The 16344-nt window shown below is 35.2% G+C and carries 18 protein-coding genes and 2 tRNA genes; 10 read left to right on the forward strand and 10 right to left on the reverse strand.

Annotated elements, in window-relative coordinates; translation table 11 throughout:
- The first annotated feature begins 230 nt into the window (after positions 1 to 230).
- From ACUN8G_RS11425 to ACUN8G_RS11435, 3 genes are read left to right on the forward strand one after another with little or no spacing between them, the layout of a single operon-like run.
- Positions 231 to 2336, forward strand: a complete 2106-nt coding sequence (locus ACUN8G_RS11425; RefSeq protein WP_437347253.1) for a prolyl oligopeptidase family serine peptidase — start codon at positions 231 to 233, stop codon at positions 2334 to 2336.
- A gap of 13 nt (positions 2337 to 2349) precedes the next feature.
- Complete coding sequence (locus ACUN8G_RS11430) at positions 2350 to 2586, forward strand: PGPGW domain-containing protein (protein WP_437347252.1); 237 nt, start codon at positions 2350 to 2352, stop codon at positions 2584 to 2586.
- The gene (locus ACUN8G_RS11435; RefSeq protein WP_437347251.1) at positions 2564 to 3004 is read left to right on the forward strand and encodes a hypothetical protein; all 441 of its coding nucleotides are present in this window, start codon (positions 2564 to 2566) and stop codon (positions 3002 to 3004) included. The genes ACUN8G_RS11430 and ACUN8G_RS11435 overlap by 23 nt, the downstream gene beginning before the upstream one ends.
- Positions 3005 to 3154: 150 nt before the next feature.
- Here ACUN8G_RS11435 and ACUN8G_RS11440 read toward each other — a convergent pair.
- A tRNA-Ser gene (locus tag ACUN8G_RS11440) sits at positions 3155 to 3245 on the reverse strand.
- A 182-nt stretch (positions 3246 to 3427) separates the two neighbouring features.
- Between ACUN8G_RS11440 and ACUN8G_RS11445 the strand changes: the two genes are divergently transcribed.
- Both ACUN8G_RS11445 and ACUN8G_RS11450 read left to right on the forward strand, forming a co-directional pair.
- Positions 3428 to 3514: transfer RNA gene (locus ACUN8G_RS11445), tRNA-Ser, on the forward strand.
- Between the two features lie 20 nt (positions 3515 to 3534).
- Entirely contained in the window at positions 3535 to 3960 is a 426-nt protein-coding gene (locus ACUN8G_RS11450) for a surface-adhesin E family protein (RefSeq protein ID WP_437347250.1), read from the forward strand.
- On the opposite strand, the gene mtgA is transcribed toward ACUN8G_RS11450, so the two are convergent.
- Complete coding sequence (gene mtgA, locus ACUN8G_RS11455) at positions 3938 to 4645, reverse strand: monofunctional biosynthetic peptidoglycan transglycosylase (RefSeq protein WP_437347249.1); 708 nt, start codon at positions 4643 to 4645, stop codon at positions 3938 to 3940. The two genes, ACUN8G_RS11450 and mtgA, sit on opposite strands and share 23 nt — an antisense overlap.
- 82 nt (positions 4646 to 4727) lie before the next feature.
- Between mtgA and ACUN8G_RS11460 the strand changes: the two genes are divergently transcribed.
- The 5 genes from ACUN8G_RS11460 to ACUN8G_RS11480 all read left to right on the forward strand — a co-directional run bounded on the left by ACUN8G_RS11460 (position 4728) and on the right by ACUN8G_RS11480 (position 8039).
- Complete coding sequence (locus tag ACUN8G_RS11460; protein ID WP_437347248.1) at positions 4728 to 5216, forward strand: ferritin; 489 nt, start codon at positions 4728 to 4730, stop codon at positions 5214 to 5216.
- 78 nt (positions 5217 to 5294) lie between these two features.
- Positions 5295 to 5534 (forward strand): 50S ribosomal protein L28, encoded by a 240-nt coding sequence (gene rpmB, locus ACUN8G_RS11465; protein ID WP_014857469.1) that lies wholly within the window; start codon positions 5295 to 5297, stop codon positions 5532 to 5534.
- 157 nt (positions 5535 to 5691) lie between these two features.
- Complete coding sequence (locus ACUN8G_RS11470; RefSeq protein WP_437347247.1) at positions 5692 to 6438, forward strand: electron transfer flavoprotein subunit beta/FixA family protein; 747 nt, start codon at positions 5692 to 5694, stop codon at positions 6436 to 6438.
- Between the two features lie 9 nt (positions 6439 to 6447).
- Complete coding sequence (locus ACUN8G_RS11475) at positions 6448 to 7419, forward strand: electron transfer flavoprotein subunit alpha/FixB family protein (protein ID WP_437347246.1); 972 nt, start codon at positions 6448 to 6450, stop codon at positions 7417 to 7419.
- 2 nt (positions 7420 to 7421) lie between these two features.
- Positions 7422 to 8039, forward strand: coding sequence for a bifunctional nuclease family protein (locus tag ACUN8G_RS11480; RefSeq protein WP_437347245.1), 618 nt, complete (start codon positions 7422 to 7424; stop codon positions 8037 to 8039).
- A gap of 1 nt (position 8040) precedes the next feature.
- Here the strand turns inward: ACUN8G_RS11480 and ACUN8G_RS11485 are convergent, their stop codons facing one another.
- From ACUN8G_RS11485 to ACUN8G_RS11520, 8 genes are all read right to left on the reverse strand, one after another.
- Positions 8041 to 9525 (reverse strand): DUF2851 family protein, encoded by a 1485-nt coding sequence (locus tag ACUN8G_RS11485; RefSeq protein ID WP_437347244.1) that lies wholly within the window; start codon positions 9523 to 9525, stop codon positions 8041 to 8043.
- A gap of 83 nt (positions 9526 to 9608) precedes the next feature.
- Entirely contained in the window at positions 9609 to 10400 is a 792-nt protein-coding gene (gene pyrF, locus ACUN8G_RS11490) for an orotidine-5'-phosphate decarboxylase (RefSeq protein ID WP_437347243.1), read from the reverse strand.
- Between the two features lie 12 nt (positions 10401 to 10412).
- Positions 10413 to 10949, reverse strand: coding sequence for a dCTP deaminase (gene dcd, locus ACUN8G_RS11495; RefSeq protein ID WP_437347242.1), 537 nt, complete (start codon positions 10947 to 10949; stop codon positions 10413 to 10415).
- 7 nt (positions 10950 to 10956) lie between these two features.
- On the reverse strand, positions 10957 to 12186 hold the full coding sequence (gene rodA / locus ACUN8G_RS11500; protein WP_437347241.1) for a rod shape-determining protein RodA: 1230 nt from the start codon (positions 12184 to 12186) through the stop codon (positions 10957 to 10959).
- Entirely contained in the window at positions 12176 to 13984 is a 1809-nt protein-coding gene (gene mrdA, locus ACUN8G_RS11505; RefSeq protein WP_437347240.1) for a penicillin-binding protein 2, read from the reverse strand. The genes rodA and mrdA overlap by 11 nt, the downstream gene beginning before the upstream one ends.
- Positions 13981 to 14469 (reverse strand): rod shape-determining protein MreD, encoded by a 489-nt coding sequence (gene mreD, locus ACUN8G_RS11510; protein ID WP_437347239.1) that lies wholly within the window; start codon positions 14467 to 14469, stop codon positions 13981 to 13983. Before mreD ends, mrdA begins: the two co-directional genes overlap by 4 nt.
- Positions 14466 to 15296: a rod shape-determining protein MreC gene (gene mreC, locus ACUN8G_RS11515; RefSeq protein ID WP_437347238.1), complete on the reverse strand. Its 831-nt coding sequence runs from the start codon at positions 15294 to 15296 to the stop codon at positions 14466 to 14468. The genes mreD and mreC overlap by 4 nt, the downstream gene beginning before the upstream one ends.
- Entirely contained in the window at positions 15296 to 16321 is a 1026-nt protein-coding gene (locus ACUN8G_RS11520; RefSeq protein WP_437347237.1) for a rod shape-determining protein, read from the reverse strand. Before ACUN8G_RS11520 ends, mreC begins: the two co-directional genes overlap by 1 nt.
- Positions 16322 to 16344: the final 23 nt, after the last annotated feature.

Genomic DNA, 16344 nt, shown 5'->3' on the forward strand with positions numbered 1-16344 from the left:
TAAGCATACTAAGTTAATATGCCTACTTTCTTTGCCTCTAATAATTAGTCCTGGCAGGTAATTCCTATAAAAAAAATAAAAAAGTACTTTTTTATATTTTTTCAACAAATATGTCATATTATATGGTAGAATTATTATAATTAAAATTTATTCAATAATTTGGATATTTTTAATTCTTCTGGTATCTTTAAGAAAGTTATCTCCTTAGGGTAACAATAAAGAGTTGAGTTATGAAAATAAAAACATCTATGCTTTCGTTTTTACTCTTATCTACTTCTTTTTATTTAGCGCAAGGTACTAACTATCCTGAATCAAAAAGAATAGATCATAAGGATTATTACCACGGAGTAGTTGTCGATGACCCATATCGATGGCTTGAAGATATGGAATCTGCCGACACAAAAAAGTGGGTTGAGACCCAAAACAAATTTACTCAGGATTATCTTGAGAAAATACCGTACAGAGAAAAGTTGCGAACACGATTAAAAGAATTATGGAATTATAAGCGTTACACCACCCCATTTATTGTTGGCAATAATTTAATCTATTCAAAAAACGATGGTCTACAAGAGCAAAATGTTTATTACATTCAGAAACCTGGATTCAATGAAGAAATACTATTGGATCCTAATAAATTTTCTGATGATGGTTCGGTTTCATTAACTGGACTCTATTTTTCTAAAGATCATAATTACATGAGCTATGGAATATCGAGAGGTGGCTCAGATTGGCGTGAATTCTATATCATGGAATTAAATTCAAAGAAAATTATCGACGATACTATTAAATGGGCAAAGTTCACTGGCAACGCATGGTATAAAAACGGATTTTTTTACAGCCGATACGACGAGCCTGAAAAAGGAAAGGAACTGAAAAGCGTGAATGAATTTCATAAGCTCTACTATCATAAAATTGGAACTCCTCAATCTCAGGACATTTTTATTTTGAGCGACTCAAATCCCAAACGCCTTTTGGACGCCGTAGTAACTGACGACGAAAAATATTTAGTTATAAATGTTTACGAGGGTTCTTCTTCAAATAATTTATTATGGTTCAAAAATCTGGAAAAGGATGGTACAATAGTAAAATTAATAAACGAATTCAATGCAGAATACGAATTTCTGGATGCAATTGATGGCCAATTTTATTTGCTAACAAACTTAAATGCACCAAATAAAAGAATAATTAAAATTAATCCCGAAGGTTTTGATGGTAAATTTGAAACCGTAATATCCGAAAGAAACGAACCGATAAAGTATGCCTCAATAATAGGCAATAAGATATTTGTTATTTATATGAAAGATGCAAGTGATGTGGTAAAAGTATATGATATTAAAGGTCATTATTTACAAGACATCGAATTGCCAACTATCGGTTCTGTCTACGGTTTTAGTGGTTCAAAGAAAGACTCCATTACTTTCTTTACTTTTACATCTTTCACCTATCCACCTACAATATATAAAGTGAGTACACTATCGCTGAAAAAGGAAATATTTATTGAATCAGAATTAGATTTCAATCCAGAAAATTATACAACAAAAAGGATTTTCTACACGAGTAAAGACGGTACAAAAGTGCCCATGTTTATAGTCCATAGAAATGGAATTGTAATGGATGGAAGCAATCCCACACTTCTATACGCGTATGGCGGTTTTAATATACCGATGTTACCTTCATTTTCTGTTCCTAATTTAGTACTACTTGAGAATGGATTCATTTTTGCAATGGCTTGTCTGCGAGGCGGAAGTGAATACGGTGAAGAATGGCATAAAGCCGGAATGCTTGAAAAAAAGCAAAATGTGTTCGATGATTTCATTGCAGCTGGAGAATGGCTAATAAAAAACAAATATACATCTTCAGAAAACTTAGCTATTCAAGGCGCTTCTAATGGAGGGTTATTGATAGGAGCAGTAATTAATCAAAGACCTGAGCTATTCAAAGTTGCCATTCCTATGGTTGGCGTTATGGATATGCTACGTTTTCATAAATTTACGATCGGGTGGGCCTGGGTTTCAGAATATGGATCGAGCGACGATCCTCAACAATTCAAGTATTTATTTAAATATTCACCACTGCATAATATTAAACCAGGGAGGAAATATCCCGCTACTATAATTACAACAGCCGATCATGACGATCGAGTGTTCCCTGCTCATTCATTTAAATATGCCGCTGCATTACAAAACGCCAACGCCGGCGAAAACCCCATTTTAATAAGAATTGAAACACAAGTTGGACACGGCGCCGGCACTAGTATTTCTAAATCAATCGACCTTTACACAGATTTATGGTCATTTCTATTTTATAATCTGAATGTTAAACCAATTTATAAATAATCATTGATATTCTATGACAAAGAAGAAATTAAAAAAATTAATTATTAGTCTAACAGGTGGGACATTATTGATGCTTGGGATTATAATGATTATTATTCCCGGACCTGCTTATTTAATTATACCTGCAGGTTTGAGTATATTAGGCACCGAATATTTATGGGCAGAGGAACTTAACAAAAAAATAAAGAATAAAATCAATCAATTTTTCAATAAGAAGAGGATAAATAGTGGAACTCAGTCTGATAGATAGAAGTAATTATTTCAAAGGTATTTTAATTCTAATCAAGAAAGACAAAAAATTAAGTAATGAAGAAAAAAATATGTTCAAGTCGTTAGGCAAAGCATTAGGTTTTGGAGAAGAATTTTGTGAAGAAGTAATGGAAGATTTGCTTGAGAACGAATATTTAATCGAAGACCCACCGCGTTTTGAAAATAAAGAAATTGCCGAATTTTTTTTCAAAGATGGACTAAAACTTGCACTGTCCGACGGCGATATTCACTTATATGAATTAAACTGGCTAAATCTTGTTGCCGAAAAAAATGAACTCGACAAACAATGGTGTTTGGATACTTACAACAAATTCAAAGAAAATTATGAAGGTTTCGACGGCATTTTTGAAATCGAAATAGTTCTAACTCACCAAGATTTATCTAAATATACGCGATAAGGAAAAGCTAAAGTTAATATGGTTATATAAAGGTTAATTTATCTCAAATGAATGTGAAGGTCGTCGTCAAAAACTTTAAGTATTTGTTGAGGAGCATCGTTAATTTTTAAGACTTTGAATTTCGGCTGTGTAGTATAATCAAATTTTACCTGGCGGAGAGGGAGGGATTCGAACCCTCGGTCCGCCTACGGCGGACAACGGTTTTCGAGACCGCCCCGTTCAACCACTCCGGCACCTCTCCAAAAAAATTTTCAAATACCCTGTATATGTTAAATTGTATCGCTTTGATGAAATTGTTTTATCTTCTATTGCAATTTCATTCTAATAGCGTCGTAAAGATAATAAAAAATTTGTAATCGTATATAGTGATAATTTGAAAAAATTAATATATTTGACCTTCGATTACAATAAATATTGAAATCCGGAAAGGTGCAGGAGTGGTTGAACTGGCACGCCTGGAGAGCGTGTAACCGTTTACGCGGTTCGTGGGTTCGAATCCCACCCTTTCCGCTCATTTTATTAAATGAATATTGCTTGACTTAATTTATATACTTCAATTGATAATTCTTTTGGCACAAACCGATGCCGAGAATTGGGTACCTGTAGAAAACTACAGGGAAAGTAAAATTTATGTGGACGCATCTTCACTTAAAAAATACGACGACGATTATTATGTATGGGTCTTAGAAGAGCACGACCCACCTATATCAATTGAATCAATCGACAAAAAAATATATAAAACTAAAACTTATCTTATTATAAACAAGCCTTCTAAACGCTACAGCATCATTCAAATTATTTTTTATGATATCAACAACAACGTATTGAAAAGCTACTCTTATAATATATCCGAACTTGTGAAGTATACGTCTCCCATATTAGAAGGCTCAAAAATAGAATCTGTTATGATTAAATGTATAATGCTGAGCGATATCAAAAAAGCGAAGAGCAATTAACATTTCTTTTTATAAATTCGACTCCTCCGAGTAATTTCATCTGTCTTATTATTTCACCCTGCCTTCTGAGTAAATAGGGAGTTACTCTGGAAGGATTCCTTTTATTAGGACTTGGCAATGTTGCTGCAAGAAGTGCCGATTGATTGATGTTAAGTCTATTGGGTACTCTACGAAAATATTTTAAAGCAGCTACTTTTACACCATAAACTCCTGGCCCGAACTCAGCACTGTTTAGATATATTTCCAAAATTCGTTCTTTGCTCCATAATAGTTCGATTAATAGAGTATAATACACCTCGATTCCTTTTCTAATCAAGCTTTTACTGCGAAACAAAAATAAATTTTTCGCAACTTGCATTGAAATTGTACTTGCACCCCGTGCAATTCTTCTTCTTTTATTTTCCTTTAATGCCTTTTGAATTTGCTTAAGGTCAAATCCCCAATGCTCGAAAAAGCGCTGATCTTCAGAAGCTACCACACTCAATTGCATATATTTTGAGATATTACATAAATTGACAGGCGAGTAATTTTCAGAATAGTCTTTCTTAAAAAATTCGTCCCACTGGAGTTCTTCATTTATAAATGCCGTTGATGCAGGATTAAAAAATCGAAAAAATAAAATAATCAATGAATTAAAAGCTGTAAACAAAACAAAAAATGTCAACAAGAATTTAATTATTTTCATAAATATCTCATGATAATGAACTAAATTTACTTAAATTTGTTAATAGTAAAAAAAATTTATTTACAAAAAAAAGAGGTGTAAAATGATTTCAGAAAAAATGGCAAAATCTCTTAATAACCAGGTTAAAGAAGAATTCTTTTCTTCATATCTATATTTATCAATGGCATCATATTTCGAAGTAGAAAATTGGCATGGTTTTGCAAACTGGATGAAAAAACAATCCTTAGAAGAATATGGACACGCAATGAAAATTTTTGATTACCTAAATGAAGTCGGTAAAAAAGTGAATCTGGAACAACTCGATAAACCGAAAACTGAATGGAACACTCCTCTCGAGGCATTCGAAGACGCATTAAAACATGAACTTCACATTACAAATAAAATTAACGAGCTGGCAAAATTAGCCGATGATGAAAATGACTTTGCTACTGCAAATTTCCTGCAATGGTTTGTAAATGAGCAAGTTGAAGAAGTAGCTTCTGTTAAATCGATAGTCGAAAAAATGAAATTTATTGGCGACCAGAAAAGCGGTTTACTCTTTCTCGATAGCGAGCTTGGAAACCGCAAATAATTTTTCACCCGAGCCTTTTTATAATTAAAAATAAATTATTAAATTTGCATCTCATAATAATGAATAATGAGGATAAAAATGGCGCGTAGATGTCAAGTTACAGGAGTTGGTCCCGTAAGTGGTCATAATATTTCGCACGCTCACAATAGAACAAAAAGAAGATTTTTGCCAAATTTGCAGAAAAAGAGAATCTGGGTTAAAGAACTCAACAGATTTGTTACAGTTAAATTGACCACAAGCGCACTGAGAACATTGGCAAAAAATGGTACCGGCGAATTGGCTAAGTTGATTACTTCCGGTAAAATCAAAGTTCGATAATTAAAAATATTTTTTTCTTTGTGTTTCAAAAGAGGCTTTTTTAAGCCTCTTTTTTTATTTTAAATATGCTTCTCAATAGTTTTTTAGTATATTGATTTTTGATTTTTCGACTCACCGTTATATATTTAAATGTCCTATAGAATTATTAGGAGGATAAATGAAAATAGCCGTTTGTCTTAATCATGTACCAGATACTGCCTCAAAAATTAGTGTCGGCCAAGACAATAAATCAATTGACACTGCAGGTGTGACCTTTGTCGTAAATCCTTATGACGAATTTGCCGTAGAAGAAGCTTTAAAAACAAAAGAAAAAGTGGGAGGCGAAACTGTTGTAATAAGTTTGGGTAACGACAACAACAAAGAATCGATTAAAAAAGCTCTTGCGATGGGCATAGATAATGCTGTATTACTAAAAACAGATGAAATATACGACTCCCTTTCCGTTGCTAAAATTTTAGCAACCGAAATTAAAGTTCAGAATGCGGAAATAGTTTTCTTCGGTAAACAATCGGTCGATTATGATAACGGAGCTGTAGGCCAGATGTGCGCTGAGTTGCTTGGGTACAATTCGGTATCAGTTGTTGTCGGCTTGGAAATCGATGGAAATAAAGTCAGAGCAGAGAGAGAAATTGAAGGCGGGCGAGAAATTGTTGAAACAGAATTACCGGTGGTTATAACAACTCAAAAAGGTTTGAACGAACCGCGTTATGCATCGCTTAAAGGTATTATGGCTGCAAAGAAAAAAATAATCGATGAAAAGATTCCTGAAAGTTGCTTAAACTATACCGAAATTATCAGCATGAGAAAGCCGCCGGCAAAACAACCTGGCAGAATTATCGGAACAGATGCTACAGCTGTACCCGAATTAATCCGACTGTTAAAAGAAGAAGTAAAAGTTATCTAAAGGTGACTTATGGCAAATAAAATTCTAGTTTTTCTCGAACAAAGAGATGGACAAATTAAAAAATCTTCATATGAAGTCTCCGTTGCTGCGTGGAAACTATCTAAGGACTTGAATGCAGAAGTTGAAGGTGTGGTTATTGGCAGTGAAGTTGAGAATCCAGATTTTGCAGGGAATTACGGACTAAGTAAGGTTTATCACATAAAAAACGAACAGCTTGCAAACTATTCATCCAGCGCTTATACAGATTCGCTCCTGGATTTGATTAAATCAATCGATGCTCAAATAATAATTTTTTCAGCCACATCGATGGGAAGGGATCTGGCACCGCGCATAGCCGCGAAACTTGATTGTGGGATTGTCAATGACGTTATCGATTGGAAGGTAGATAACGGCGAAATTATTGCTACAAGACCCGTATACGCAGGAAAAGCTTTAACAGATGTTAAAATTAAATCCGATAAGAAGATTTTTACTCTTAGACCAAATGTGTTCAAGGCAGAAAAAATTACGGAACAAGCTGCCACAATAGAAGTAAAAGGCGTAGAAAACCCAAATATTAGAACAAAAGTAGTTGAAATAATAAAATCAGATACTAAACTTGATGTGGCCGAAGCTGATATTATAGTATCCGGTGGAAGAGGTATGAAAGCGCCAGAAAATTTCAAACTTGTTGAAGAGTTAGCCGAGTTGTTAGGAGCGGCAACGGGAGCTTCCAGAGCAGTTGTGGATGCCGGGTGGCGACCGCATGGTGAACAAGTTGGCCAAACTGGCAAGACGGTTTCGCCAACACTATATATTGCGCTCGGCATTTCTGGTGCAATTCAACATCTTGCAGGGATGAGATCATCTAAGTATATTGTTGCAATTAACAAAGACAAAGACGCTCCAATTTTTCAAATTGCAGATTATGGAATTGTCGGTGACCTTTTTGAAATTGTTCCTGCTATGATTGAAGAAATTAAAAAAATTAAGAATTCTTAACTATGGATAAAGTTCAAGTTGAAATATTAGGATTATCTGCCAGCCCCTCTACTGGAGGGGCTTATGCCCTCTTATTAAAAGAAGTTTATGGTTTACGTAGGTTACCAATAATCATTGGTTCTTTCGAAGCCCAATCGATTGCCCTTGAAATTGAAGGAATTAAAGCACCGCGTCCATTAACACACGATTTAATGAAAATTCTTTTAGACCACTTAGGAGCTAGTGTTACCGAAGTTCTAATAGACGAATTAAGAGACAATACATTTTATGCCAAAATAAAACTTGAAGTCTCATCTTTAACGCATGAAATCGATTCCCGTCCAAGCGATGCAATTGCTCTTGCAGTTAGAACTGGTTCGCCTATCTATGTTTCGGAAGACGTTATGAGATTAGCTTCTTTCGTTCCTTCAAGTGAAGACTTAGAGGAAAGTACAAATCCAGAAGAAGAAGATGATGATGAATTTGAAGAACCAAAGCCAATGCCCGAAAAGAAACCTCTATCGAAAGAAGGAAGATTAGCCGAGTTGCAGGATCAATTAAGAGAAGCTATTGAAAAAGAGGATTACGAAAGAGCTGCTAAATTACGCGACGAAATAAATAGATTAAAAGGGAATAATTAGTTTATTCGAATACAACTTTACCGATCTCACATTCGAGGCATTTATTTTTAGAGCAATAATTCCTAAATAAGTCTATCATTCCCTGTGCATATACCGTTTTCTTAATTTTATCTTGCATTCCTAAAGCATTGGCCACATTATGAATTACCTGATTCTCATCCCTTTGTTCATAAATTCCATATGTTTTTACTAATTTATCTGTCAGTTGCTCGTGTCCGTATATCTTAAAATAAACTGCGAAGTATGGTAGTATAACATTAATCATTATTTCATCGGCACGCGAAACTCCCACAAAATATTTTATTTCAGTCGATGATGGCTCGCCCAATAATACATAATGTCGTTTCCAGTATCCGTCTGATTTTATTACAAAGAGCGACCTTATTGAATTTATAAGTACACTGAGATTATGAATCTCCCTGATCTTTTTAATAATAATTCCAATCAAATCGTTATGCAACAATTGATAAATAATTCTGGCTCCGCCTGCAATTCTAACAGTTGGAAAATTCTGCGGACGGATTCTAAAAAATTGCCACTGATTATTTTCCAAATAGTCACCGTCATAAAAAGGTTTAATGGAATCCCAGTATAACCTGGATTTATCCAGATAATCAGTTGTGTCTTCATCAATAACTTTGGGAAGTGAATTAAGCAACCCGGAGATATGCAGAAGAGCCGACTCGTATTTTTGTACTAATATGCCGTCTTTTTCAATCTTCAAAAGGAATTCTATATCGGCTTTTCTCGCCAGAGCAACCATTGGATTTTTATTTTTCGAATAACCCAACGCTTCGAATAGCAACTCGTATAATAATTGCTGCCAAACATCTTTACGATGGAAATCATTATAATGAAATTCTCTTTTCTGAAATTCTTCCGTTAAATCATAACCAACGACCGGCTCTTTAATACCTGCATCCTTCAAAAATTGAATCTCTTTCAGACGTTCATAAATTTTATTGCATTTTTTGTTAAAACGTTCAATTCCCAACTTGTACAAATGTGAATTACGCAATTCGGCGGGCGCATTTAACGCAACTGCAGAACACTTGAGAATGCCTGAAATATTATTCTTTTCTTCGGAGTGTGTTTCTTTAATCTTTTTAACCTCATCGCTGCTAATTAAACTTGCTATTGTAATCGAGGGAATTTTACGTCCGCTTCTCGTATAAACATATCCATGATTATTTTTATTTTCGAATGTAACGTGGAGTATAACGCTATTGTATTTACTGTCGATATTATGTCCATGAAGTTTCCAATCTGCATAGTCATAGTCGATTTCAATATCACCAACATATGTCAGATTGCCTATTCTGATTCTGGCATTTTTAAAATCCGGGCCGGCAGACTCATGGTTTGGTGTACCACAGTCGAGGACTGCAATTTCTTCTCCGTTAAGTGTTTCAAGAATTGTGTTGTGATCTAATTTCTGCCAGATTTCGTAGAGATACCCTTCATGAAATTTTGATTCTGAACCCATTGGTCCGCCAATTTTAATTGAGAATGAACTGATGATTCGATTGCTTATAAAATTAAGATATTATTTTAGTAAAATCCACAATTTTATAAATTGATATAGCTTATTATTTTCTCTCTCAATGTTTCTGGAAATTTATCAGTTTGATCGCAATAAAGCAATCCTCGACTAATATTTACAATGAAATTGCGCTTTCCTTTATTTCTGAATATCGACACCACCTCTTCGTAACTTCCTCCTTGAACACCTACGCCAGGCAATAGCACAGGCATATTGTCAAATGAATCGATAGCATTACGAAGTTCCAATGGATTGGTAGCACCAAATACAAGTCCTATATTATTACGGATATTCCACTTATTCAGTTTTTCAATAACAACGTTAAATAAAAATCTACCATCTGCAAGTTTTAGCTTTTCAAAATCTTCAGAACCCGGGTTTGAGGTAAGAGCTAATACAAAATTTAATTTATTTTCAAATTCGAAAAAAGGTTGAAGTGAATCAAATCCCATATAAGGGTGAAGTGTGATGGCATCACACTTAAAATAATTAAAGATCGATTCGGCGTAAAAATGGGAAGTGTTACCGATATCCCCTCTTTTTGCATCGGCTATAATAAGTATATCTTCAGGTATCAATTTTATTGTTTCGAGCAAATTTCTTACTCCCTCTAATCCATCTTTTTCATAGAAAGCAAAATTAATTTTATACGCTGCAGCATATTCATACGTATTTTCAATTACAGTTTTATTAAAAGCCAGTATAGGATTCGGTTCCTTCTTAAAGTATTCTGGTATTTTAGACAAATCAGTATCAAGACCTACACAAACATGGAGGCCTGAGTTTATTTTATTATATAATTTTTCCTGGGCAGTCATTTATATCTCATTTTATTTAAAGTTCTTGAACATCATCGATTCAACGGGATATACAGTACGCTTATTATACTTAGCGGAAGATTTTTTATTATATGAAACTTCAACCTGGCCGTCTAATTTGAAATAAATAATCTGTCCTATTGGCATTCCAGCATAGATTCTTACAGGTTGTTTTACACTTATTTCAAGTGTCCATGTATTACAAAAGCCCTCGTCGCCTTTGCCTGCTGTGGAATGAATATCAATACCTAAACGGCCGATGCTCGATTTACCTTCGAGGAATGGCACATAATTATAAGTTTCCGTGTACTCTTCCGTAACGCCGAGATATAACTTTGACGGAAGAAGAATAAAACCCTCGTCCGGTATTTCGAATAGAACAATTTCATTATGTTTTTTGGCATCAAGTATATCATCTTTATACACACCCAACCACTTCCCGAGGTGAACATCATAACTATTCGAGCCCAGATTTTCACGTTTGAAAGGTTCAATGACAATATTCCCTCTTTCTATTTCTTCTAATATTTTTTTATCTGAAAGAATCATAAGTACCTCAAGTATGTAATTTTCTGTTTTTATAGACGTTCATTACAATTCCAGCTAAAACCATATTTACCAACAAAGAGCTACCACCGTAACTTAAAAATGGTAACGGAATCCCAATCACTGGTGTTATACCCAGATTCATCCCGATATTAATGGCAAAATGGGAAAAATAAAGTGACAATGTTCCAATAATTATTAGCGAGCCGAATTTATCTTTAGATACAGACGCAAAATATAGCAGTCTCATAAAAACTATAAAGAAAAGGAGTAATACAATTGTGCTTCCAATAAAGCCGAACTCCTCGCCTATCACACAATAGATAAAGTCGGTCCATTGTTCTGGTATAAAACGTAACTGTGTCTGGTTGCCCTGCATAAAACCTTTACCGAATAAGCCGCCAGAACCAATTGCAAGTTTTGCCTGCAATGCATTATAACCTGCGCCAAGTGGATCTGCATAGGGATTAATAAATGTTTCAATTCTCTTTTGCTGATGAGGTTTTAATAAACGGAAACCGTATTCGAAAAAGAAGGACGCTCCTAAATTCAGCATAAAAATGGCTATACTGTTGAACAAATCTCTCTTAAAAATAATGAGGGCTATAATTACTGCTATTAGTGAAATTATAAAGTATACGGGTCCAAGTAACGAAGCAAAAACAACAACTATAGGTGAAAGTACAACGAATAGTGCAAACAAACTTATGCCGCTCCAGTAGACAATTGAAATGGTAAGTATGATAAATATTATTGAAGTACCCGTGTCTGGTTCCAATAATATCAGTAATGCCGGGAAAAACCCGATACCAATTGCTATTGCTATATCTTTAATGTTATTTATATCCCTCTCTTTGTAAGATATCCAGTAGGATATGCCCAGTATTATTCCAATTTTTGCAAATTCAGAGGGTTGAAATCCAATTGGGCCAAAATCGAGCCAGCTCCGGGCACCATAGACAGTCTTCCCTGCAAATAAAACCACAACCAACATTAATAACGAAACCACATAAAAAGATAAAGCCATATTTTTGAAAACTTGTTCTGGAAGATTATAAATTACCAGAAATGCAAGCAAAGAAATTAAACTAAATACTAACTGCTTCTCGAAATTCTGTGACGCAGTAGGATGATTTGCAGTTGAACTGTAAATTGCAGCCAATCCAAATAATATTAAAAGAAAAATAGATACAAAAAATAAAATATCGAATCGATCGTTTAATTCATAATCAATTTTCAATTTTGCTCACTCCTGCGACGATTTCATTTTTTATTATTTTTTTCTCTTTTTCAATACGATTTTTTAGATAAGCTTTAATTACGTCCCGTGCAATCGGAGCGGCAACAGTGCTACCATAGCCAGCATTTTCAACTACCACAGCAACAGCAATTTTAGGATTTTCATACGGCGCAAAACCAATAAAGATGGAATGGTCATCGCCATGAGGATTTTGAGCTGTACCGGTTTTACCTGCAATTTTTACATCCGGCAATCTAATATTAGTTGCTGTGCCAGCTCCGTTGACTACGAGATACATCGCATTTCTAACTATATCAAAAGTACTTTTACTAATTCCAGCATCATAATATTCAGGTTCAATTTTCTGGAATACTCCTTTTTTGTAGAAGCCTTTAACCAGATGCGGCTTTGCAGATTTACCATAGTTTGCAATTAGTGCTACATATTGTGCTAACTGGAGAGGTGTAACACTGAGCTCGCCTTGCCCGATACCCAAGCTCAACAAAATTCCTTTTGGCCACCGATCTTTGCCGAAAGCATGTTCATAATATTTTTTTGTCGGCAATAAGCCGGCAGTTTCTTCTCCTATATCAATTCCGGTTTTCCTTCCGAAACCTAATTTAGCCGCATACTTCGACCAATTATCAAGACCAACTTTAAGAGCCAGTTGATAATAGTATGCATTACACGATTTCTCAATTGAAGTTATAAGATCAACACTGCCGTGATAATGGAGACATTTAAAGAAACGATTTCCAAAATAGTAACCGCTATTACAATAGAAGCGACTCTTTTCAGTTATTATCCCTTCTTCAATTCCAGCTATTGCCGAAACCATTTTAAATGTAGAGCCCGGTGAATAGATTGACATTGTCGCCCTGTTAAACAAGGGTTTATCCTCGTCTTCATTGAGTTCTTTCCAAACCTTCGAAAAATCCATTGAAGAGAAATTTTCCAGATCGTACATAGGTGAACTAACCATAGCCAAAATTTCGCCTGTGCCAGGTTCAATTGCAACAAGAGCACCTCGTTTATCTGTAAACAACGACTCGGCAACTTGCTGGGTATATTTATCGATTGTAAGCATTAGATCGAATCCCTTAATGGGAGCTACATCGCTTTTACCGGAATTGTATCTGCCGATTGTTTTTTGATGAGAATCGACCAATAGGTATTTTATGCCTTTTTCACCGCGGAGTACTGATTCATATTTTTTTTCTATACCAACGTAACCAATTTCATCTCCTAAACTATAACCAGTCATTTTGTCCAACAGGTTTTTATTGATTTCTCTCAAGTATCCAAATAGATGAGATCCCCGAACTCCAAAAGAATAGTCTCTGCGCATTTCGATTACATAATCGACACCAGGCAGCTTTTCCGAATTTTCTTCGTACCAGGCTATAACTTTGTAATCTACATTTTTCGCTATTCTGATTGGTACGTAAGGCGACATATGTCTGTTCTTTTTGAGCAGACTTTTGATATAGCCTTTATCGAAACCGAGCATGGTTTCTAAATGACGATTAAGGGAGGTGTCGTACTTATCGGGTGTAATTCTCAATGTAAAAGATGGCTTATTTCCTACAAGTACATTTTTATTTCTGTCGTAAAATATACCTCTCGGTGCGGTCTCATAGATTGGTTTAATACTGTTTTCGTTGGCTTTGGCAGTATAAATGCTACCCTGTAACACCTGCATGTTAAACAATTGAATAAGTGAAATAACAAAGAATGCGATTATTACCAGAAATAATAATCGCCTTCGAACATCCTGTCCGAAAATTTGTTCTTTCATCTTAATTCCCTTTTAGGCATTGCAATTAATACAGGCAATGCAAAAACTGAAGTATAAACAGCAGGTAGAAAACCACCTTCGATCAAAAGAATAAATAGATTAAGCTCTGGTCTTGCCGCAGCAATTAGTGTGTATAAAAAAGAATAGACAGTAGCAACTATCAAATTTATATAGAAAAAATTCATCGTTGCGGTATTTATTTCAATTTTATTTTCATTATAAAAATAACCTGCGATAAAACCACTTATAGTCATGGCAAACATATTAACTCCTGTTACACCTCCTGAAATCAAATCAAACATAAGTCCAAGAGTAAATCCCAAAAGAATTGCAAAAGATTGACCGTTCTTCAAAGCATAAAATGTAATTAATACAATCAATAAGTTAGGTGCTATTCCTGATATACTAATAAGAGGTACCACTGTCATCTGTAAAGCAGCCAGCAAAGTAAATAAAAACATCAGTATTAGTATTTGCTTTATCATTTAGCTATAAGATTGAGTTTTATGTCTTCAAGTTTTTTATCCGGTACAATACGCATTATAAAAAGATTATAAAGTGCACGAATGTCGCTATGAGGACTTACTGTAACGTTATGTAAGGCTCCGACAGGTACATCTTCCCTCTCAATTACTTTCCCAATTGGAATATTTGGAGGAAAGATAGTACTAAATTCGGATGTTTCGACCGAGCTTCCAATCTGTACATCATATGTAGACGGAATATTTTTAATTATCAGTTGATTGCCGTCCCAAGTCATAATTCCGTTAATATTTAATGGCTTAATTGTAACGGCGATTTTTAGCTTAGTATTATAAAGATTTCTTATAACCGCATAGTCGTTTGAAATGTTTGTAACAATTCCGACCAGACCGCTGGAACACAAGGCAGGCATACCAACATAAATACTGTCATTCAAACCCTTGTTAATTATGAATGAACCATCAATATCGTTGACAGTTTTAGAAATAATGTCTGCGGCAACAAGTGGATAGTTCAGCGAATCTCTTAAATTAAATATTGCTCTCAATTCTTTATTTTCATCAACTCGATTTTTAAGTCTACTCAATTCAAGCATCAGTCTGGCATTTTCTCTTTTGAGTTCTTCTATTGATTCGCGTTTCTTGATAAACGAAATAGGATAATTTATTAATTCGCTTACAACCGCAAAATTTCCGAAGGCGAATTGTTTCAGTCGAATCAATTGTGGATTATCATTAAAAGAGAGTACAAGCAAACTAATTGTAGAAAGCAGAAAGAGCAGAAAATATTCTTTATAGCTATTAATTATCTTAAGCAAAAATCTTATCATCAGTATGTTCTTTTACGCAAAAAAACTTTCGAATATTTATTGATATTTTCCAGAGCTTTCCCCGTACCTCTCACAACCGCTGTAAGAGGGTCATCAGCAACGTGAACAGGTAAGTTGGTTTCCATTCGTATTCTTTCGTCCAGGCCTTTCAAGAGAGCGCCTCCGCCAGTCAACATTACACCTCGATCGAGAATATCTGCCGATAATTCTGGTGGTGTGCGCTCGAGAGTCTGTTTGACAGCATCGACAATTTGTATAATATTTTCATTGAGTGCTTCGCGGATTTCAACGGAACTTACTTCGGTTGTTTTCGGGATACCGCCCACAAGATCTCTTCCCTTAACCTGTATTGTCACTTCTTCTTTAAGGGGAACAGCTGACCCAACCTCGCATTTGATAGCTTCTGCAGTGCGTTCACCGATCAATAGATTATAGTTTTTCTTGAAGAATTGCATAATGGCATTATTCATTTCGTCGCCTGCAATTCTGATTGATTCCTCGTTTACAATACCGCCCAGAGCAATAACTGCAATTTCAGTTGTTCCACCGCCGATATCAATTATCATATTTCCCGCAGGGGCTTCTACGTCAATACCGATACCGATAGCGCCCGCCATTGGTTCGGCTATTAGATGAACTTCTTTTGCACCTGCATGTTCGGCCGCATCGCGTACTGCACGTTTTTCTACTTCAGTGACACCGCTGGGGACAGCAATAACAACTCTTTTGCTTGCAAAACTGCTCGATGTAACCCTTTTAATAAACGCTCTTATCATTCCCTCTGCAATTTCAAAATCTGCTATAACTCCGTCGCGCATTGGTCGAGTAACTCTTATATCCCGATGTTCTCTGCCCTGCATCTCCTTAGCTTTATTTCCAAGTTCTATTATTCTTTTGGTATTTCTGTCGTAAGCTACTATCGAAGGCTCGTTGAGCACAATTCCTTTACCCTTTATATAGATAAGAGTATTTGCGGTACCGAGGTCGATAGCTAGATCTGTCGTAAAAAAGTCGAATAATCCCATATATCCTCCCACCTCTCAATAGA

The organism is Melioribacter sulfuriphilus, assembly GCF_052656625.1.